This is a genomic window from Arthrobacter sp. Y3221048, assembly GCF_059092685.1.
Map to the genome: position 1 here is coordinate 280,521 of NZ_JBNHHX010000002.1, position 18,272 is coordinate 298,792.

The window sequence follows — 18,272 nt, forward strand, 5'->3', positions numbered from 1 at the left end:
GCATGGCTAGCCAGGACTGGGTCGAGAAGGACTTCTACAAGATCCTCGGTGTCTCCAAGGACGCATCCGATGCGGACATCAAGAAGGCGTACCGCAAGCTCGCGCGGACCCACCATCCGGATACCAACCGGGGGGATGAAGGTTCGGAAAAGAAGTTCAAGGACATCTCCGAGGCCTACTCGGTCCTCTCGGACCCGGGGGAGCGCGAGCAGTACGACGCGATCCGCGCCATGGGCAGCGGTGCGCGCTTCAGCGCCGGGGGACCCGGCAGCGCCGGCGGGCCGGGCGCGGGCGGCTTCGAGGACATCTTCGGCAACCTGTTCGGCCAAAGTACCCGCACCCGCGCCGGCTCCGGGGGCACCGTGCCGCCGGAGTTCGCCGATCTGTTCGGCGGGTTCGGCGGTTTCCCGCAGCAGCAGCAGCCGCCGCGCAGGGGAGCAGACCGCACCGCGACCACCAGCATTTCCTTCGCCGGTTCCATTAATGGAACCACCATCGGGTTGCGCGAGCCCAGCGGCGAGGTGATCGACGTGCGGATCCCGGCCGGGATCAAAGACGGCCAGAAGGTCCGCGTCCGCGGCAAGGGCCAGCCCGGCCCCGCCGGCGCGGGAGACCTGATGGTGACCGTTAACGTCAAGCCCCACCCGTTTTTCCAGCGCGACGGCGACAACATCCGGATCCACGTCCCGGTCACGTTCCCGGAGGCCGCGCTGGGCGCGCAGATCGACGTGCCGACCCTGACCGGTGAACTCGTCAAGGTCAAGGTGCCGGCAGGAACACCCTCCGGCCGGACGCTCCGCGTGAAGGGACGCGGGGTGAAGACCTCGAAGAACACCGGCGATTTGCTCGTGACCATCGACGTGGTGGTCCCGCAGAACCTTGGGAAAGAGGCCCAAGAAGCAGTCAACGCCTTCGCGGCGGCGACTGCCGGGTCCGACCCGCGCGGGAATCTTGCCGCCAAGGCCAGGTTGTAGCGGGCGGAAGTTGCAACCGGCCGGGACAGGCCGGACGGGAAACGCGCGAAGCGCAGGAGGGAGAGCACCATGAGCATCGATATGAATGCGCCGATCTTCGTGATTTCGGTTGCGGCCGAACTGGCGGACATGCACCCGCAGACCCTGCGCCAGTATGACCGTCTCGGCCTGGTCTCTCCGTCGCGCCAGCGGGGCAGGCAGCGCCGCTATTCGCAGAAGGACGTGAACACCCTGCGCGAGGTTCAGCGGCTCTCCCAGGAAGGCGTCTCGCTGGAAGGGATCAAGCGCATCCTCCAGCTGGAAAACGAGGTCGCCGCCCTCAAGGCCCAGGTCCGGGACCTCTCCGAGGAGCTGATGGCCAGGCAGCGCCGGGGCACCGACTCCAGCCGGGTGTTCGCCGCAGGCCTGGCCGGGGACGTGGTGACGTTGGCCCGCGGCCAGCGGCCGCGTCCGCGCAGCCAGGCGCTGATGGTCTGGCGTCCGCAGCGCTGATCCGTTCGGCCGGCGCCCGTGATCGAACGCCCGCAGCTGCCGGTCCCAAGCAGGCGGCTGCGGGCAGGATGGCGGCGTTGAGCTACTTGATCATGTCGCCGTCCGGGGCGACCACGTACCAGACGTCGTTAACGCCCTGGCCGGTGGTGTCTCCCGGGGCCTTGTCTTGGGCCCAGTAGTAGATGGGCATGCCGTTGAGGGTCACCTGCTGCTGCCCGTCGGGGGTGTCGATGAGGCCCACCTCGGCGGTGACACCGTCGAGTTCCGGCTCTTCCTCGGCCAGTACGGGTGGCCACGCGGCCAGGCAGTCGCCCGTGCAGGCGCTTTCGCCGGAGTCCGGGACGTCCTTGGTGAAGTAGTAAACAGTCATGCCTTCGCCGTCCACCACGATTTCGCCCAGGTCGGAATCGGCCGTGGTCAAGGTGGAGGCAGCTCCGGGTGCCTGTGCGCCGCCGGTCTGCCCGCCGTCTGTCTCCGGCGCCGCCGGCGTGGTCATTCCGGGGGTGCCGGCCGTCGGCGTCCCGGCTGCCGGCGGTGCCTCCGGGCCGGCGGGCGTTTCCGTACCCGAACCGCCTCCGCAACCGGCGAGGCCCAGCATGGCAGCGCCCAGCAGGGCTGTCGCTGCTGTCTGTGTGATTTTCATGGGGCTTCCTTTGCCGTCTCCCGGGCGCTGCCCGGAGCGTGGTGCCGCGGGGCGCGGCCCGCTATTGGCAAAGACGCCGGCCGCGCCCACAATGGTTCAACGTTGGGCGAGGAAATCCCGTGGGCTGGATGAACCGGAACGCCGCCGCCGTCGTCGTACCCGGTAGAAAGCCGCGCGGGGACGTTCCGACCGCCGGTGAGGCGGCAGGGGCGCCGGCAGGGAGGAGGCGGCCGTGGCATTGGACGACGAGGCCGTGGCCCGCCTCTACCGCGACCATGCCACGGCGCTGCGACGGTTCGTGCGCGCCGCGACCTCCGACGCGGACCAGGTAGAGGACGTGGTGCAGGAGACGATCCTGCGGGTGTGGAAGCGCGGCCCGGACACCGACAACATGCGCGGCTACCTGTACCAAACCGCCCGGCACGTCATTATCGACGGCTACCGGCGCCGCACCCGGCGGCCGGGCGAGACCGGACTGGGCGAGGACGAGCCGGCCATCGAAGAAGACCAGGTGGAGCGGCTCCTGCTCCGTGTGGTCGTGGAGGAAGCCCTGGCACGGATCAGCCCCGACCACCGCAACATCATCCTCGCCCTGCACTACCAGCGGCTCACCTCGTCCGAAGCCGCCCGGTCGCTGGGCATTCCGCTGGGCACGGTGAAGTCGCGGGCGTTCTACGCGGCCAAGGCCCTGCGGGCCGTACTGGACGAGATGGGGGTGGGGCAGCCGTGAACACCAACGAGGAACAGCACCAACTGCTCGGCCTTTACATCCTGGGTGGGCTGGACCGCCGCGAACGGGCGGGCTTCGAAGAACACCTGGCCTCCTGCGCGGCGTGCCGCAGGGAAGCCGCCGAACTGGAATCGCTGCCCGACCTGCTGGACGCGCTGCCGCGCGACGCAGCGTTGGAGCTGGCGGCGCCGTCGCAGCATGAAGTCGAGGAACGCACCCGGGAACTGGTGGATGAACTGGCCAACCGGCGGCGGAAGGAACGACGGCGGTGGGCCGGGTTGGTGGCGGCCGTGGCGGGCGTCTGCCTGGTCGCCGGGGCGGCCATCGGACCGTTGCTGACCCAGCAGCAGCAGCAGCAGCCGACCGAGAGTTATGTGATGACTGCCGACGGCGGCCTGCAACTGGAGCTGGCGCTGGTACACAAGGCCTGGGGCACCGAGATGCAGGTAGCGGGGGAGCAGCTGCCCCGGGACGGCCTGCTCACGCTGTGGGTGACCGGAGACACCGGCTACACCTACCAGGTGGCCTCCTGGCAGGCGACGCCGGCGGGCCGCGCCACGCTCACCGCAGCCTGCGCCATGGACACCGACGAGATCGTCCAGGTGGAACTGCGCAACGGGGCGGACGCAACGCTGGCGGCCGTGGCCACGGACTGAGCAGAGCAGGCCCGAAAACCCGGTCCCTGCGGATCAGTTCCGGCGGTAGGCGAGGTCGAAGATCATCCGGCCTGCGTCGTGGGCCTTCTGCTCGAAGCTGGTCATGGTGCGGCCGTCGAAGCGGGGTGCCCAGCCGCCGTGCTCGTCCATGCCTTCACCGGTGCTGGCATTGCCGGTACTGACCGGGATCTTGCCTTCACGCACCGGGGCGCCGCCCACCACGCCTTCCACGCCGCTTTCCCAGACCTGGGTCAACGGGCTGTCCTTGCCGGTGCGCTCGCCGGCATGCAGGTTGCGGAAGTCCGGCGAGGCATCCGCGACGCGGCGCATCTGGATCGCGTAGTCGGACCAGTCGGTGGCCAGCCGCCAGATCCCGCCCGGCTGCAGGACGCGGGCGGCAAGGCCCGCGAAGCTCTCCTGCACCAGCCGGCGTTTGTGGTGGCGGGTCTTGTGCCACGGGTCGGGAAAGAACACCCAGAGTTCGGCCACCGAGGACTCGGGCAGCATGGTCGCGAGGGCGTCCGGGGCGTTGACCTGCGCCACACGCACGTTGGACAGGCCGTGCTGTCCGATCCGCAGCAGGGTCTGCGCCAGCCCCGGCCGGTAGACCTCCAGGGCCAGGAAGTTCCACTCCGGGTGCTGCTCCGCGGCATGGCAGACGGCCTCGCCCAGGCCGGAGCCGATCTCCACGACCAGGGGTGCCTCGCGTCCGTAAGCTGCCGCCGCATCAAAGACATAGTTGGGGTCCACGGTGGTGTCGCCGCCGTGTCGCGGGAGGTCCACGGCGAACTTCGGGCCGTATTCGTCCCAGGCCTGCTGGCGGCGGCCCTGCAGCCGTGAGCCGCGGCGCACAAAGCTGACCGGACGGGCGAGGTGGGTGGGCTGCGTGAGGCGCGCACCGTCGTCGTTCACGGAAAAATCAGGGGTGGGGGAGTCGCTGGTCATCCCCACCAGCGTATCGCCCGTGCGCGGGCGGCCCGGACGTGCTGTTAGACTGGTACCACTCGGAGGCGCAGTTTGACGCGTTTCCCTGCGTCGATGAACGCTTTCAATTGCACCGCCGCTATCCGTCTAACGACGTGACCGGACAGATCCGGGCGGTTGGCACTGTCTGATTTTTCTTCGGCGACCCTGGGCTAACCTGCCGCGGGGACACTGACCGGAAGACATTCGCACTTTCTTATGACTACTTTTGTTGCCCTTGGCGTGCCCAAGTCCCTTGCTTCGAAACTCGCTGCCGATGGCATTGAAGCTCCGTTCCCCATCCAGACCGAGACCCTGCCCGATACGCTGGCAGGCCGGGACGTGCTGGGCCGCGGCCGCACCGGCTCCGGCAAGACGCTGGCGTTCGCGCTGCCGCTGGTGGCCAGGCTCGCCGAGCGCGAAGCCGCCCATTTCCGCAAACCCGGACGCCCGCTGGGCCTGGTCTTGGCGCCGACCCGCGAACTGGCCACCCAGCTCAACAACACCATTGAGCCCCTGGCGACCGAGCTGGGCCTGAACACCACGGTGATCTACGGCGGCGTGTCGCAGCAACGCCAGGAAAAGGCGCTGCGCGCCGGCGTCGACATTGTGATTGCCTGCCCGGGCCGGCTCGAAGACCTGATGAAGCAGAAGATCATCACGCTGGAATCGGTGGAAATCACCGTCCTCGACGAGGCCGACCACATGGCCGACTTGGGCTTCCTGCCCGTGGTGAAGAAGCTGCTGGACACCACGCCGGCCGGCGGCCAGCGCATGCTGTTCTCCGCGACCTTGGACAACGGCGTGGACAAGCTCGTGCAGCGTTACCTGTCCAGCCCCCTGACCCACTCTGTGGACGACCCGCAGGCCGCGGTCACCACCATGGAACACCACGTGCTGGTGACCCGCGATGCCTCCGAAAAGAAGCAGGTGCTCAACCGGCTGGCCGCCGGTGCCGGGCGCCGCGTGCTGTTCACGCGCACCAAGCACCACGCCCGCAAGCTGGCCAAGGCCCTCACCGACGCCGGCATCCCGGCGGTGGACCTGCACGGCAACCTGTCGCAGAACGCCCGCGACCGCAACCTCGCAGAGTTCTCCTCCGGAAATGTGCGCGTGCTGGTCGCCACGGACGTGGCCGCCCGCGGCGTGCACGTGGACGACGTGGAACTGGTGATCCACGTGGATCCGCCCACCGAGCACAAGGCGTATCTGCACCGTTCCGGCCGTACCGCCCGCGCCGGTTCCGACGGTACCGTCGTGACCCTGGCGCTGCCGGAACAGCGGCTGGAAGTCGGCAAGCTGATGAAGGCCGCCGGTGTGGACGTAGCCTTCGAAAGCGTCACGGCTTCCTCTGAGCTGCTGGCGAACCTGGTGGGTGAGGTGGCCGCCCCCGTGGATCCGCAGTTGCGGGCCCAGCAGCAGGCAGCGAACCTGCCCCAGCGCGGCGGCGGCACCTCGACCGGCGCCAACGCCCAGCGCAAGCGGGCCATGCGGTCCGGCGGCCGCGGCGGACGGACCCGTTCCGGTGAAGCCCGTTCCGGTGAGGCCCGCCAGGCCTCCGGCGCCGCCCGCGCCGGCGGCCCGGAGAACGGCCAGCGCCAGCCGGCCCGCGGCGAAAACCGCGGCCAGGCCGGCCGGGACGTTGCCGCCCGCAGCCACGGCAGCCACCGCAGCGCCGCAGGTTCGGAGTCCGCCGGACGCCGCGGCCAGTCGGGCACCGCAGCAGGCGGCCGCGGCTCGGGGCCGGCACGTTCCGGCGGCCCGGCCCGAGCGGGCGGCGCACAGCGCACCGCCGGCGGTCCGCAGCGCTCCGCGGCCGGCACCCGGCCGGTCTTCCGGTCGGAGACTCCGGCGGCCGAGCGTCCGGCCCGCCGTGGCCCGCGCCGCGCCACTGCACCGGCTTCGCAGGAAAAGCGCCGGACAAGCTAAGCCGGGCGCACAGCCGAACGCCGCAGGGCGGCCCCCTCCGTACGGAAGGGGCCGCCCTGCGGCCTTTTTGCGTCCGGAGAGGGCGAGGTCCCGTAGTGCTGCTGCCGCGATCCTTCCCCCCCCCCCCCGGTCGCGAGGTCCACGGTTTCCGTCCAAACGACAAACAGGGGGACACTCAGGGGGATCCCGTATGGCGGCCGACCGCCTCACTGGCCAGAATGGTGGGATGAAGGCACTTCTGAACGTTATCTGGCTCCTGTTCGGCGGCATCTGGCTGGCGCTGGGCTACTTCCTGGCCGGCATCGTCTGCTGCCTGCTGATCGTGACGATCCCCTTTGGCATCGCCTCGTTCCGGATCGCGGGCTACGCGTTGTGGCCGTTCGGCCGCATGGTGGTGGACCGCGGCGGGCGCACCTACTTCATGTCCACCGTGGGGAACATCATCTGGTTGCTGGTCGCCGGCATCTGGATCGCGATCGGGCATGTGCTGACCGCCGTGGCGCAGGCAATCACCATCATCGGTATTCCGCTGGCGATCGCGAACCTCAAGATGATTCCGGTGTCGCTGACGCCGCTGGGCAAGGAGATCGTGTCCACCGACCGCGCGTTCCCGGGGTATGTTCCCGGCTATCAGCCGGGCGCCGTTACGTGGCGCTGACCGGCCGAGGATGTTGACCGGCCGAGCTTGTTGGCCGGCGGTCCCAGGGCGGGCTACTCGATCTGCAGGCGGCGGCTGTCACTGAGCCCCGGAATGCGGCGGGCTGAAGCCGGCACCACAAAACGCCGTCCGGTGACCACCGTGGGAACGATGCGGACGAAGTTGTTCTTTTCGCCCGACTGCCACGGGAACAGCGGCAGCATGGCCGATTCCAGGACTTCCTCAATGGTGTCCATCCGCTCGGCGCTGCCGCGCGCCACTGCGCTCCAGGCGACGCCCGTGGTCGGATCAAAGCCGTCCACCTCCAGAACCACTTCGCCGGCAAGGGCGGCATCGAGCTTGGTGCCCGGGGCGGAGCGGAACACGATGCTGCCGTTGTCCACGACGTAATTGACCGGAAAGATCTCCGGGTGGGAATCGACGACGACCCCGAGCCGGCCGAAGTCGGCGCTGCGGAACAATTTCCAGCAATCGGCCACAGGCAGCTGTGTCGTCGATGAAGGCAGCTCGTTCGCGGCGGTCATGGTTTCAGTCTATTGATGCCGCAGCGGCGGGGATAGGGTGCGCATCGCGCCCGCCACGCGCCGCTGCGGGCCGCTGCAGCGGCCCGAAATACACGCGCCGATGTGGTGCAATGCGTCCCATTATGTGTTGCAATTACCACACGAGCCGCACGCGGCTGAAGGGGACGGCCAGGCGCATCCATCTGGCTTTTGGGGAGGGCAGTGCCTGTGCCAGAGGAGGAGCGCTGCCATGTCCGAACTATCTCCTGATCTATCCGGCGAGTGGCGGTTCGATCCGGCGCATACGCGGATTGGATTTTCCACCCGCCATGCCATGGTGACCAAAGTCCGGGGTGCGTTCAACGACGTGGAAGGCATCATCCAGGCCGACGTGGACAACCCGGCGAATTCGTCGGTCAAGGTCACGATCAAGGTTGCCAGCATCGATACCCGCAGCCCGCAACGCGACGAGCATCTGCGCACCAACGACTTCTTCGATGCGCCGAACTACCCGGAGATCACATTCGTCAGCACCCGCATCGACCAGGTGGAAAGCGCAAACTTCATTGTGAACGGCGACCTGACCATCCGGGGCATCACCAAGCAGGTAGCGGTTCCGATTGACTTCATCGGCGTGGAGCGGGACCCGGGCGGGCAGCTCCGGGCCGGCTTTGAAGGCTCCCGGCGCATCGACCGGCAGGAGTTCGGCGTCAAATGGAACACGGCACTGGACTCGGGCGGCATGCTGGTCTCGGACCGCGTGATGCTGGAGTTCGAGGTCTCAGCCGTCAAGGTCGAGGACACAGCCGCGCAGTAAGCAACCGGCGCGATCGGATAATCCGCCCGCACTCAGTTCCCGGCCTGGTAGACCGACACCAGTGCCGCGAAACCGCGCCCGCTGACCTCGGCAGTCCCTGAGCCGACCACGGTGTCGTAGGTATCCAGTGGCCGGGCCGTGCCGTCCGCCGTCGCCTGTGCCTGGCCCTGCAGCAGCACCAGGAACTGTCCGTCGGCCAGCTGCAGCGGCTGTTTCTTGGACAGCTCGACGATCAGCAGGCCGGCGCCCCAGGCCCCGCGGCGGGTCATGACGTTCAGCGCGCGGCACGGTCCCGTGGGCAGGCTGCAGTCCGTGCTGCTCCCGCCGTCGAAGCGGAAGGGGCGGTAGCGTTCCATCCGGTGCTGGCTGCCGTCTACGGTCAGGAAGGCGACGTCGCCGTCCACGACGGTGAATATCCGGTCCACGCCCGGGTATTCGGAGAAGCTGCCGTCCGACGTGATGTCGGCCAGGCTCAACCGCCAGCCGGGGAACCCGTCCGGGCCGACGTCACCGGCCGCCAGATCCCTGGTCACGCCGCCGCCGTTCCGCCACCGCTGTTCCTTCAGCGCGGCTGCGCGAATGATCTCCATGGGACTCCTTGACCGGATGTTAAAGCTGCCGGTCCCAGTTCAACACATAAGCGTCCTGGTAACCGTCCGCGCCGCTGACCGCCGCGGCCGCGTTCCGTTCGAAGCCCAGCGACTGGACGATGCGCAGCGACGCGGTGTTGGCCGGATGGACCAGCGCCAGGATCGGCGGCAGTTCCAAGAACTCGTTGACATGGGCGACGACGGCGGCCACCGCCTCGCGCCCGTAACCGCGGTGCCACAAGGCGGGGTCGAAACGGTAGTAGAGACTGAGCACCGGGCGGCCGTACAGCGCCACGTGCTTGACCCCGGCAAAGCCGATGGGGTCTTCGCGGCCGGGCAGGCGGACGGCGAAGTAGCCAACCCCGTGGTCCTCCCACTGCGCTTCCCAACGCTGGAAAAGGCCCTCGGCCTCCTCGTTCCAGATCAGCGCGTCGGAAGGATTGAACCGCGTGGTGCGCCGGTCGGAGAGGATCCGGAACATGGCGCTGATGTCCTCCGGCGTCGGCTGGTTCAGTAGCAACCGGGCGGTCTCCAGCATGGTTTCCGTCGTGGCCACCTCCGTCCTGCTTCCCGCACGTCCCCGATACAGCCTATTCGCCGGACGCCCTTCCGGGCAGGCCGCCGGAGCGACAAGATGGTTCGTGGGCAAGCAGGCTCCGCAACCTGTGGATAACTTTACTTCCAAACTTGAGTGAGGTAGACTCAACTTAGTTTTCAGGCCAGCACTGAGGGGCTGGCCAGAACCATTCCGGAGCGAACGGAGACAAGAATTGGACGCTAAATTCACCACCAAGAGCCAGGAAGCGCTGTCCGCTGCGGCCATGAACGCCTCGACGGCGGGCAATCCGCAGATCGAGCCCGCCCACCTGCTCAAGGCCCTGATGGACCAGCGCGACGGCGTGGCCGTTGCCGTGCTGAAGTCCGCCGGGGCCGATCCGGACTCGGTGAGTGTCCAGGCGAGCACCGCGATCAAGGCGCTGCCGGCGTCATCGGGCTCCTCCGTGGCGCAGGCGCAGTACTCCCGGGGACTCCTCAAGGCGGTCCAGATCGCTCGGCAGGAGTCGGAGAAGTGGGGGGATACCTATGTGTCCACCGAATTTCTGCTGCTGGGCCTCGCGGCGGACAGCGCCGCCGTCGGAAAGATTTTGCGCGACGCCGGCGCCTCCCATGAGGCGCTCCTCGCTGCCCTGCCGGGCGTGCGCGGCGACCGGAAGGTCACCAGCGCCGATCCGGAGAACACGTTCCAGGCGCTGGAGAAGTTCGGCACCGACCTGACCGCCATCGCGCGTGCCGGGAAGCTGGATCCGGTGATCGGCCGGGACGCGGAAATCCGCCGCGTGGTACAGGTGCTCTCGCGCCGCACCAAGAACAACCCCGTGCTGATCGGCGAACCCGGGGTCGGCAAGACCGCCGTCGTGGAGGGCCTGGCCCAGCGGATGGTGGCCGGCGATGTGCCCGAATCGCTGCGCGGCAAGACGCTGATGTCGCTGGACCTCGCGGCCATGGTTGCCGGCGCCAAGTACCGGGGCGAGTTCGAGGAACGGCTGAAGGCCGTGCTGGAAGAGATCAAGAACTCGGACGGGCAGATCGTCACCTTCATCGACGAGCTGCATACCGTCGTCGGCGCGGGCGCCTCCGAAGGGTCGATGGATGCCGGCAACATGCTCAAGCCGATGCTGGCCCGCGGCGAGTTGCGGCTGATTGGCGCCACCACGCTGGACGAGTACCGCGAGAACATCGAAAAGGATCCGGCGCTGGAACGGCGCTTTCAGCAGGTTTATGTGGGGGAGCCGAGCGTCGAGGACACCATCGGCATCCTGCGCGGACTCAAGGAGCGCTACGAAGCGCACCACAAGGTGTCGATCGGGGACTCTGCCCTGGTGGCCGCCGCCACGCTGTCCAACCGCTACATCTCCGGCCGGCAGCTGCCGGACAAGGCCATCGACCTGGTGGACGAGGCCGCCTCCCGGCTGCGGATGGAGATCGATTCGGCGCCCGAGGAGATCGACCAGCTGCGCCGCGCCGTCGACCGCCTCACCATGGAAGAACTGGCGCTGGCCAACGAGACGGACGCAGCCTCCCGGGAACGGCTCGAGGCGCTGCGGGCGGACATGGCAGACAAGAAGGAGCAGCTGGCGGCCCTGAACACCCGGTGGGAGGCGGAGAAGGCCGGGCTGAACAAGGTGGGCGACCTGAAGGCCAAGCTGGACGAGCTGCGCTCGCAGGCGGACAAGTCCCAGCGCGAGGGCGACCTGGCCGAGGCCTCCCGGATCCTCTACGGGGAGATCCCGACGCTGGAAAAGGAGCTGGCCCAGGCACAGGCAGCCGAGGAGCAGGGCGGCGCCGGCCGGGACCAGATGGTTTCCGAAGAGGTGACCGCCGACGACATTGCCGAGGTCATCTCCGCGTGGACCGGCATCCCCGCCGGCCGCATGCTGCAGGGCGAAAGCCAGAAGCTGCTGCAGATGGAGGAGTTCATCGGCTCGCGGCTGGTCGGCCAGTCCAAAGCCGTTGCCTCGGTCTCCGACGCGGTACGGCGCGCCCGGGCGGGCATCAGCGACCCGGACCGGCCCACCGGCTCGTTCCTCTTCCTGGGCCCCACCGGCGTGGGCAAGACCGAGCTCGCCAAGGCGCTGGCGGACTTCCTGTTCGACGACGAACGGGCCATGGTCCGGATCGACATGAGCGAGTATTCGGAAAAGCATTCCGTTTCGCGCCTGGTCGGTGCCCCTCCGGGCTACGTGGGCTACGAAGAAGGCGGGCAGCTGACCGAGGCCGTCCGCCGCCGCCCGTACTCCGTGGTGCTGCTGGACGAGGTGGAAAAGGCCCATCCCGAGGCCTTCGACATCCTCCTGCAGGTGCTCGACGACGGACGCCTCACCGACGGGCAGGGCCGCACCGTGGACTTCCGCAATGTGATCCTGGTGCTGACCTCCAACCTCGGCTCGCAGTTCCTCGTGGACCAGACGATGGACGCGGACAAGAAGCGCGAAGCAGTGCTGAACGTGGTGAACGCCAGCTTCAAACCGGAGTTCCTCAACCGGCTGGATGACGTGATCGTCTTCGACCCGCTGAGCATCGAAGAACTGTCCCGCATCGTGGATCTGCAGGTGGCGTCGCTGGCTGCGCGGCTGGCCGAACGCCGGTTGACCCTCGAGGTCACGGACGCGGCCCGCGAATGGCTGGCCCTGACCGGCTTCGATCCCGCCTACGGGGCCCGGCCGCTGCGGCGGCTGGTCCAGCGCGAGATCGGCGACAAGCTGGCCCGCGGCCTGCTCGCGGGCGCGATCAGCGACGGCGACACCGTGCTGGTGGATGTACCGGAGATCGACGTCGACGGCGGGGCCGGCGGCCTCACCGTCCAGTCGAAGGTTGGCGCGGTCCGGGGCAGCTGACCCCGAGCCTCGGCCGAGTCCCCCAAAGGAAGTCCGGCGGCCCCGCACAGCGGCGGCCGCCGGACTATTTCATCCCCGGGTCACTGGTCGACGAGCGATCCGGTGATGTCCTGGCCCTCCTCGGCGATCTTGAAGCAGTCGATCCTGCGGTCGCCCTGCGCCCACGTCTCCTTCGAAGGCATGCCGTAGGAGTCCTTGAGATCCGGCTGGTCCGCCGCGGAGTCGTTCAGGGCGACGGCGGTGCAGACCTCCTGCGCCTTGATGTTCAGTTCGTCGGCGCCCGGGAACTCTTCGTCGTCCCCGTAGGAGAAGGTGCCGACCAGCTGCGCCGTATGCGGCGTGTCGCAGGTGACGACCGTCGCTTCTCGCATCACGGCTTCGAATTCGGTGAAGCATTGGCCCTGCTGGAAATCGAACGGCGAGACGTTCTCCGCCACGACGCCGTCCCCGTTGGGCGTCTGTGCGGCGGTTTGCGACGACGCGGGACTGGCCGCCCCGCCGGCGGGCGAGCCGCTGGTCAGGCTGGAAACGATCATGGCGATAATCACGATGGCCACGATGACGACCGCGCCGATGATGACCAGCGGCTTCCAGTCCATTTTCCGCGCCGGGCCCGCGGCGGGATCGCCGGCGTCGTCGCCACCGGCGCCGTTGCGGCGCAGGCCGTTGGCCGCGGTGGTATACCACTTCTTCTCCGGCGCGGAGCCGTCGGTGCCGGGCCGCGCGGAGTCCCAATCCGACGGCGGGACAGCTGGAGCCGGCGACGCCGGTGCCCCCGCTCCGGCGGCGGCCCCATGGGCAGGGGTCCGAGGCGCCGCTGGCTCCGAGGTTTTCGGTGCGCCGGCGTCGTGGGCAGGGGTCGAGGAGGTGTCGGGCTGCGAGGTGTCCGCCGGGCCGGTGACAGGGGTGGCCGGCGCACCGCAAGCCGCGTCTCGGTCGCCGGCTGCTGCACTGTCCGCCGGGACGTGATCGCCCGCGGGTGCTCCCGCAGGCGCGGTGCCGCGGGCCTTGATGGCAGGGTCCTCGCGGGTGCCGCCCACCAGTTGGCCGGCGGCGTCGGCTTCCTTCTCCACCTCTTCGGCTTCGGCGGCAGCCTTGGCCAGGTCGGCCTCGGCCGCGGCATCCTCACTGATGCGGGCCGGGCCCAGTGTCGGCTCGGCCAGCTCTACCTCGTCGGCGCTGACGCGCAGGCTGGGATCGGATACCTCGAGGTCCTCGGGGCGCTCCAGCGGGGGCCTCCCGTCGTCGTCAGGCCGTTTGTCCTGTTCGCTCATGGGGAAACTTGCCTTCCGTGCGTGTTGTCCTCCGGCGGGAGGGGAGAACCGGTCCACGATGACTTTAGCCAACAATCGCGCGTCGCCGCACGATTTCGTCGTATCGGCGACCGGGAGGCCGCCTCGCGGCCACTGTTCGCCTGCCACGAGCGGTCGGGAAAACCATGTACCCTATAGGTACGACAGAATTGATCAATTATTCCGGGGCCTCGTGCGCTAGTCGTGCGACCACTTCCGGATCGACGTACAAAGGGGGTCACGCCATGGGGCGCGGCCGTCAGAAGGCAAAAGCAACCAGGCAGGCCCGGGACATGAAGTATTTCAGCCCGGCCACTGACCTGACTGCTCTCCAGCGCGAACTCGGCGCTGCGAAACGCCATAACTCCGACACGTTTTCCGAGGAGCCATATGAGCCGGACTACTCGGACTACGAGGACAAGTACGCAGATCAATACGACGACGACGAAGGTCGCGGCAGCCGCAGCGTAGGTTAGCCGGCTTCGGTCATTTCCTCCCGAACGGGAGTCTTCCGCCTGCAGCACGTCCCGTGCGCCGATCCTTGTTGACCGCACAGCGGCATGGCAAGCCGCCCCGTCATGCTTCCACCATGACGGGGAACACGCTCATGCCCGCGCGGCGGACAAGCCTTCCACCCTGGCGGTGACAGGCCTTAGAGTTCCTGCAGCAGGATGGGATCGGTGGTCGGCTGGGGCGAGCCCCCGGCTGGTTCTACCGTGAGGCCCACGTGGGTCGCGCCTGAAATGTCCTCCAGCATGTTCATGCTGGTTTGCCCCGTGGCTTGGATAAGACCTGCAGGTATGGCCCCCTCGGCGGAAATCAGCCACAGTTCGTAGGTGCGGTCCTCCGCCAGCGCAGGCAGGCCTTCGGTGATCACCGCTGCTTTGCCGCTCTGGGCCGAGACCGCGATGTTGACCACCGCACCATCCGGCAAGCGGCCCGGTATCACCTTTGCATCCCGGGCCATCAGGACGGACAGGACTTCAGCCTGCTGGTCGGCGAGAGCCTGCAGGTGCTGCTCGGTCCGTGCCTGGTCATTCGCCAGGCCCACGGCCCAGCCGCCCAGGGCAGCCGCGGTGACCAGCAGGATGCCCGCCGCTGCGCCCAGCCAGAGCACCGCCGTCGTACTCCCGGGCGCAGCCTTTTCGCGGCCGGCGCCGGTTTCCCCGGCCTTCCGTCGGTCACCGAGGTCCGTCACGACCTCATTTACCGGCAGCTGCCGGGTGTTCCGGATGGAGGACATGACCTTGTCCTTGAGCTCCGGCGGTGGGGCCACGGCCGGAGTGCCGTAGGCCAGCAGGGCCGCGGTCTCGCTGAGGCCGCGCACCTCCTCGCGGCTGTCCTCGTTGAACAGCGCGTGGCGTTCGAAGGCCGCGCGCTCGTCGTCGTCCAAGGCGTTGAGGGCGTACGCGCCGGTCAACAGATGCAACTGCTCGTCCATCACGCCACTCCCAACTTGTCCCGTAAGCGGATCATTCCGTCCCGGATCCGCGTCTTCACTGTTCCCACCGGAATATGCAGCATGGTGGCCACCTCCCGGTGCGTATGGCCGCCGTAGTAAGCCAGCTTGATGGCTTCGCGCTGGTTGTCCGTCAGCGCATCAAGCGCCTTGGCTACACGTTCAGACTCGAGCCGAAGTTCCACCGTACTGGCGACGTCATCGTAGCTCGCCTGGTATTCCTTGACCCCTTGCCGCAGGTCCCGGTCTGCGCTGGCCTGGCTGGAGCGGACCCGATCCACGGCCCGCCGGTGTGCGATCACCAATATCCACGAGAGGGCCTTGCCCCGATCGGCATCGAATCGTCCGGCCTGCTGCCAGACCTCCACGAAGACTTCCTGGGCAACCTCCTCGCTTTGGGCGGGGTCGCGGACCACGCGCCGCACCAGGCCGAAGATCGTGGGCGCCACGGCATCGTAGAGTGCCTCGAAAGCGGCTTCATCGCCCAGTGCCACGCGGCGGATGAGTTCCTCCTCCGTCGCTGGTCCGGCCGACTCCACCGACCGCAGCCATGGCAATCGCATGGGGTCAAGGTTCTCACGTCCGCCCGCCACGGTGCACCTCCTGACTCCTGGTTTCGGCAGATTATGCCCTGCTGCAGCCGCCTGCTGTTGCCTGGCCAAGGTACGACGGCGGCTTCGGGCCGCCGTCGTACCTTCCCCATCACTCCCCTAAGGGGAGGGCATCGGCCTACTTGGCCGGCGGCATCAGCACCGAGTCGATCAAGTAGACGGTGGCGTTCGCGGTCTGTACGCCGCCGCAAACCACCATGGCGTCGTTGACCATCAGTTCATCGCCGCTGCCGGTCACCTCCAAGGAACCGCCCTGCACGGTGGCGTGCTCGCCGGCGATGTCTTCCGGCGCCAACTGGCCTTCCACCACGTGGTAGGTCAGGATGCTGGTCAACATGTCCGCATCCGCCTTGAGCGTGTCCACCGTTTCGGCGGGAATCTCCTCGAAGGCGGCGTCCACCGGCGCGAAGACGGTGAATTCACCGCTGTTCAGCGTGTCCACCAGATCCACGTCGGGATTAAGCTTGCCGGAGACGGCAGCCGTGAGTTGGGTCAGGATTGGATTGTTGGAGGCGGCGACTGCGACGGGATCGGCGGCCATTCCTTCCACCGAGCCGGCGCCGTCGGGAACCTGTGCTGCGTAGTCGGCGCAGCCGGGTCCGACCAGGTTCGCCATCGGGTCTCCCGTGTCGGTGCCGGAATCCTCCGGCGCCATCGACTCGGTTGTCATGGAGTCGGGGCCGTTGGTCTCTTCGCTGGCGGCGCCGGGAGCATCCGTCTCACCGGAACCGCCGCAGGCGGCCAGTCCCAAGCCTGCAACCGCTACGAGTCCCAGTGCTGCAAACGTCCTGTTGGTGTTCTTCAACATCGCTTTTCTCCTTACCGGGTCGGCGGCAGCTGCCGCCCTGTCCCGGCGGTGAAACCCTCCGGGCTGTCGTCAAGTATTCGGAACGGGACCGGGGCCGGATTGGATATTGAGGAAAAGTTTTCGGCAGGGCAGGGCTCAGGGCTCGACGGTGACGGAGATGGAATGCCAGCCGGAGGCGCCGTTCGGGATGGGGTCTGCCCGTTCCGGGGTCTGCAGCCCCTCGGCGGAATCGTAGGCACGCACCCGCAGGTAATGCTGGCCGGACACCGCCTCCCAGTTAAAGGACCACTGACGCCACGTGTCGACGGTGGCTTCGGCGGCGAGGACGGCCTTCCGCCAGGGTCCGTCATCCACCTGGATTTCAACGCGGTCAATGCCCCGCTGTTGGGCCCAGGCCGTTCCGCCCACTGCCACCTTGCCGGCCGGCACACGGGCGAACGGCCGCGGTGCCTCGATCCGTGACGCCGTCTTGATCGGCGCGCGCTCGGACCACCCGCGGTCCGTCCAGTAGGCGGTCTTGTCCTGGAACCGGGTGACCTCCAGATCCACAACCCATTTGGTGGCCGACACGAAACCGTAGAGACCCGGGACCACCATGCGCACCGGAAAACCGTGCTCCAAAGGCAGCGGCTCGCCGTTCATGCCGACGGCCAGCAGGGCATCGCGGCCGTCCGTCAGCGCTTCCAGCGGAGTGGAGGCGCTGAAGCCATCGGCGCTGGTCGAGAGCACCATATCGGCGCCGGGCAGCGGACGTGCCCGGTCCAGTAGCTGAGCCAGGGGGTAGCCGAGCCACGTGGCGTTGCCGGCCAGCTCGCCGCCCACCGCGTTGGAGACGCAGGTCAACGTCACCCGCGATTCGACGAGGCGGGAGGCCAGCAGTTCGGCGAAGGACAGGGTGAACTCCTCTTCCACCATGCCATGGACCCGCAGCTGCCAGGCCGCCGGGTCCACTTCCGGTACCGCCAGCGCGGTGTCGATCCGATAGAAATCAGCGTTCGGCGTCACGAAGGGGACGACGCCCTGCACCGGTGCCTGCACTCCCGGCGGCAGGGCTTCCGCGGGGAGCGCAGGGGCCGGCAGGCGCAAGGCACGGCGGATCTCCTGGACGCCCCCGCGCACTCCCTTGAGCGCCGCGCCGCCGGCTGCCATGACGGCAGCGCCCACGCTGAGGACGGCGGCGGCGGCAAAGAAGGAGCGCCGGGAGGGCGGCAGTCCGCTACCCGGACCAGTCACGGAGGATTGCGGTGAAAGCCGGTGCACCAGCAGTCGGAGCGCGGCCAGCCCGGCCACGGTTCCTGCCGCCGTCGGCAGCAGATCGGGGAGTTCGGCGCCCGAACGGGTGATCACTGCCAGCGAGATCACGCCGCCCAGCAGCAGCACGGCGGCGGCGCCGTCCCGCCAGCGGCGCCGGGCGAGCAGCCCGACCGCGGCGGCCAGGACGGCCATCACGGTAGCCATCGCCACGATCAGGACGGTCTTGTCAGCCGTGCCAAAGGTGTCCACAGCGAAATTCTTTAGCCACGTTGGCGTGAAATCGATAAACGCTGCTCCCACGGCGACCAAGGGAGAAGCAGCGGGGCGGAACCACGTGCCCACCAGCTGTGCGGTGCCCAGCAGGATGCTGGCGGCAACGATTCCCGCGGTGGCCGCCGGGATGGATCGGGGCAACAGTTTGAGAGTCTTCACACCTCGTATTCGGAGCCGGGGCCGGCGCGTATTGGTCCGGCGCCGCAACCGCCCTGATCCATCCTG

General features: G+C 68.3%; 19 protein-coding genes. 9 read left to right on the top strand and 10 right to left on the bottom strand.

Annotated elements, in window-relative coordinates; translation table 11 throughout:
• The first annotated feature begins 2 nt into the window (after positions 1–2).
• On the top strand, positions 3–974 hold the full coding sequence (locus AC5RVS_RS05925; protein ID WP_494107498.1) for a DnaJ C-terminal domain-containing protein: 972 nt from the start codon (positions 3–5) through the stop codon (positions 972–974).
• Between the two features lie 69 nt (positions 975–1,043).
• Positions 1,044–1,466 (top strand): heat shock protein transcriptional repressor HspR, encoded by a 423-nt coding sequence (locus AC5RVS_RS05930; RefSeq protein ID WP_493978112.1) that lies wholly within the window; start codon positions 1,044–1,046, stop codon positions 1,464–1,466.
• A gap of 82 nt (positions 1,467–1,548) precedes the next feature.
• On the opposite strand, the gene AC5RVS_RS05935 is transcribed toward AC5RVS_RS05930, so the two are convergent.
• Entirely contained in the window at positions 1,549–2,109 is a 561-nt protein-coding gene (locus AC5RVS_RS05935; protein WP_494107499.1) for a COG4315 family predicted lipoprotein, read from the bottom strand.
• A 232-nt stretch (positions 2,110–2,341) separates the two neighbouring features.
• Here AC5RVS_RS05935 and AC5RVS_RS05940 point away from each other — a divergent pair, with 232 nt between their 5' ends.
• Complete coding sequence (locus AC5RVS_RS05940; protein ID WP_493989572.1) at positions 2,342–2,839, top strand: sigma-70 family RNA polymerase sigma factor; 498 nt, start codon at positions 2,342–2,344, stop codon at positions 2,837–2,839.
• Positions 2,836–3,495: an anti-sigma factor family protein gene (locus AC5RVS_RS05945; RefSeq protein ID WP_493989571.1), complete on the top strand. Its 660-nt coding sequence runs from the start codon at positions 2,836–2,838 to the stop codon at positions 3,493–3,495. The genes AC5RVS_RS05940 and AC5RVS_RS05945 overlap by 4 nt, the downstream gene beginning before the upstream one ends.
• Before the next feature lie 33 nt (positions 3,496–3,528).
• On the opposite strand, the gene trmB is transcribed toward AC5RVS_RS05945, so the two are convergent.
• Positions 3,529–4,440 (bottom strand): tRNA (guanosine(46)-N7)-methyltransferase TrmB, encoded by a 912-nt coding sequence (trmB, locus tag AC5RVS_RS05950; RefSeq protein WP_493989570.1) that lies wholly within the window; start codon positions 4,438–4,440, stop codon positions 3,529–3,531.
• A 237-nt stretch (positions 4,441–4,677) separates the two neighbouring features.
• Between trmB and AC5RVS_RS05955 the strand changes: the two genes are divergently transcribed.
• Together AC5RVS_RS05955 and AC5RVS_RS05960 are read left to right on the top strand one after the other, a co-directional pair.
• Positions 4,678–6,387, top strand: coding sequence for a DEAD/DEAH box helicase (locus AC5RVS_RS05955; protein WP_494107500.1), 1,710 nt, complete (start codon positions 4,678–4,680; stop codon positions 6,385–6,387).
• 226 nt (positions 6,388–6,613) lie between these two features.
• Positions 6,614–7,045 carry a YccF domain-containing protein gene (locus tag AC5RVS_RS05960; RefSeq protein WP_493989568.1) on the top strand — a complete coding sequence of 144 codons (432 nt, stop codon included), beginning with the start codon at positions 6,614–6,616 and terminating at the stop codon, positions 7,043–7,045.
• Positions 7,046–7,098: 53 nt separating this feature from the next.
• Here the strand turns inward: AC5RVS_RS05960 and AC5RVS_RS05965 are convergent, their stop codons facing one another.
• Positions 7,099–7,569, bottom strand: a complete 471-nt coding sequence (locus AC5RVS_RS05965; protein WP_494107501.1) for a pyridoxamine 5'-phosphate oxidase family protein — start codon at positions 7,567–7,569, stop codon at positions 7,099–7,101.
• Positions 7,570–7,798: 229 nt separating this feature from the next.
• Between AC5RVS_RS05965 and AC5RVS_RS05970 the strand changes: the two genes are divergently transcribed.
• Positions 7,799–8,365, top strand: a complete 567-nt coding sequence (locus AC5RVS_RS05970) for a YceI family protein (RefSeq protein WP_493989566.1) — start codon at positions 7,799–7,801, stop codon at positions 8,363–8,365.
• Between the two features lie 32 nt (positions 8,366–8,397).
• Here AC5RVS_RS05970 and AC5RVS_RS05975 read toward each other — a convergent pair whose 3' ends face one another.
• Positions 8,398–8,955 (bottom strand): HutD/Ves family protein, encoded by a 558-nt coding sequence (locus tag AC5RVS_RS05975; protein WP_494107502.1) that lies wholly within the window; start codon positions 8,953–8,955, stop codon positions 8,398–8,400.
• 19 nt (positions 8,956–8,974) lie between these two features.
• Positions 8,975–9,511 (bottom strand): GNAT family N-acetyltransferase, encoded by a 537-nt coding sequence (locus AC5RVS_RS05980; RefSeq protein WP_494107503.1) that lies wholly within the window; start codon positions 9,509–9,511, stop codon positions 8,975–8,977.
• A 214-nt stretch (positions 9,512–9,725) separates the two neighbouring features.
• Between AC5RVS_RS05980 and clpB the strand changes: the two genes are divergently transcribed.
• On the top strand, positions 9,726–12,350 hold the full coding sequence (gene clpB / locus AC5RVS_RS05985; protein ID WP_494107504.1) for an ATP-dependent chaperone ClpB: 2,625 nt from the start codon (positions 9,726–9,728) through the stop codon (positions 12,348–12,350).
• Positions 12,351–12,430: 80 nt separating this feature from the next.
• Here clpB and AC5RVS_RS05990 read toward each other — a convergent pair whose 3' ends face one another.
• Complete coding sequence (locus AC5RVS_RS05990) at positions 12,431–13,624, bottom strand: septum formation family protein (RefSeq protein ID WP_494107505.1); 1,194 nt, start codon at positions 13,622–13,624, stop codon at positions 12,431–12,433.
• 263 nt (positions 13,625–13,887) lie between these two features.
• Here AC5RVS_RS05990 and AC5RVS_RS05995 point away from each other — a divergent pair, with 263 nt between their 5' ends.
• Entirely contained in the window at positions 13,888–14,118 is a 231-nt protein-coding gene (locus AC5RVS_RS05995; protein WP_494107506.1) for a DUF3073 domain-containing protein, read from the top strand.
• Positions 14,119–14,294: 176 nt separating this feature from the next.
• On the opposite strand, the gene AC5RVS_RS06000 is transcribed toward AC5RVS_RS05995, so the two are convergent.
• The 4 genes from AC5RVS_RS06000 to AC5RVS_RS06015 form a co-directional block, all read right to left on the bottom strand.
• Positions 14,295–15,083 carry an anti-sigma factor gene (locus AC5RVS_RS06000; RefSeq protein ID WP_494107507.1) on the bottom strand — a complete coding sequence of 263 codons (789 nt, stop codon included), beginning with the start codon at positions 15,081–15,083 and terminating at the stop codon, positions 14,295–14,297.
• The gene (sigK, locus tag AC5RVS_RS06005; protein WP_493989652.1) at positions 15,083–15,664 is read right to left on the bottom strand and encodes an ECF RNA polymerase sigma factor SigK; all 582 of its coding nucleotides are present in this window, start codon (positions 15,662–15,664) and stop codon (positions 15,083–15,085) included. Before sigK ends, AC5RVS_RS06000 begins: the two co-directional genes overlap by 1 nt.
• A gap of 166 nt (positions 15,665–15,830) precedes the next feature.
• A complete protein-coding gene (locus AC5RVS_RS06010; protein WP_493989559.1) occupies positions 15,831–16,520 on the bottom strand; it encodes a fasciclin domain-containing protein in 690 nt (229 codons plus the stop codon).
• A 135-nt stretch (positions 16,521–16,655) separates the two neighbouring features.
• Complete coding sequence (locus AC5RVS_RS06015) at positions 16,656–18,206, bottom strand: molybdopterin-dependent oxidoreductase (protein ID WP_494107508.1); 1,551 nt, start codon at positions 18,204–18,206, stop codon at positions 16,656–16,658.
• Positions 18,207–18,272: the final 66 nt, after the last annotated feature.

Excerpts from the sequence above, each read along its gene's own strand:
- AC5RVS_RS05925 (WP_494107498.1), top strand. The coding sequence starts at position 3 with ATGGCTAGCCAGGACTGGGTCGAGAAGGACTTCTACAAGATCCTCGGT.
- AC5RVS_RS05930 (WP_493978112.1), top strand. The coding sequence starts at position 1,044 with ATGAGCATCGATATGAATGCGCCGATCTTCGTGATTTCGGTTGCGGCC.
- AC5RVS_RS05935 (WP_494107499.1), bottom strand. The coding sequence starts at position 2,109 with ATGAAAATCACACAGACAGCAGCGACAGCCCTGCTGGGCGCTGCCATG.
- trmB (WP_493989570.1), bottom strand. The coding sequence starts at position 4,440 with ATGACCAGCGACTCCCCCACCCCTGATTTTTCCGTGAACGACGACGGT.
- AC5RVS_RS05955 (WP_494107500.1), top strand. The coding sequence starts at position 4,678 with ATGACTACTTTTGTTGCCCTTGGCGTGCCCAAGTCCCTTGCTTCGAAA.
- AC5RVS_RS05960 (WP_493989568.1), top strand. The coding sequence starts at position 6,614 with ATGAAGGCACTTCTGAACGTTATCTGGCTCCTGTTCGGCGGCATCTGG.
- AC5RVS_RS05965 (WP_494107501.1), bottom strand. The coding sequence starts at position 7,569 with ATGACCGCCGCGAACGAGCTGCCTTCATCGACGACACAGCTGCCTGTG.
- AC5RVS_RS05970 (WP_493989566.1), top strand. The coding sequence starts at position 7,799 with ATGTCCGAACTATCTCCTGATCTATCCGGCGAGTGGCGGTTCGATCCG.
- AC5RVS_RS05975 (WP_494107502.1), bottom strand. The coding sequence starts at position 8,955 with ATGGAGATCATTCGCGCAGCCGCGCTGAAGGAACAGCGGTGGCGGAAC.
- AC5RVS_RS05990 (WP_494107505.1), bottom strand. The coding sequence starts at position 13,624 with ATGAGCGAACAGGACAAACGGCCTGACGACGACGGGAGGCCCCCGCTG.
- AC5RVS_RS05995 (WP_494107506.1), top strand. The coding sequence starts at position 13,888 with ATGGGGCGCGGCCGTCAGAAGGCAAAAGCAACCAGGCAGGCCCGGGAC.
- AC5RVS_RS06000 (WP_494107507.1), bottom strand. The coding sequence starts at position 15,083 with ATGGACGAGCAGTTGCATCTGTTGACCGGCGCGTACGCCCTCAACGCC.
- sigK (WP_493989652.1), bottom strand. The coding sequence starts at position 15,664 with ATGCGATTGCCATGGCTGCGGTCGGTGGAGTCGGCCGGACCAGCGACG.
- AC5RVS_RS06010 (WP_493989559.1), bottom strand. The coding sequence starts at position 16,520 with ATGTTGAAGAACACCAACAGGACGTTTGCAGCACTGGGACTCGTAGCG.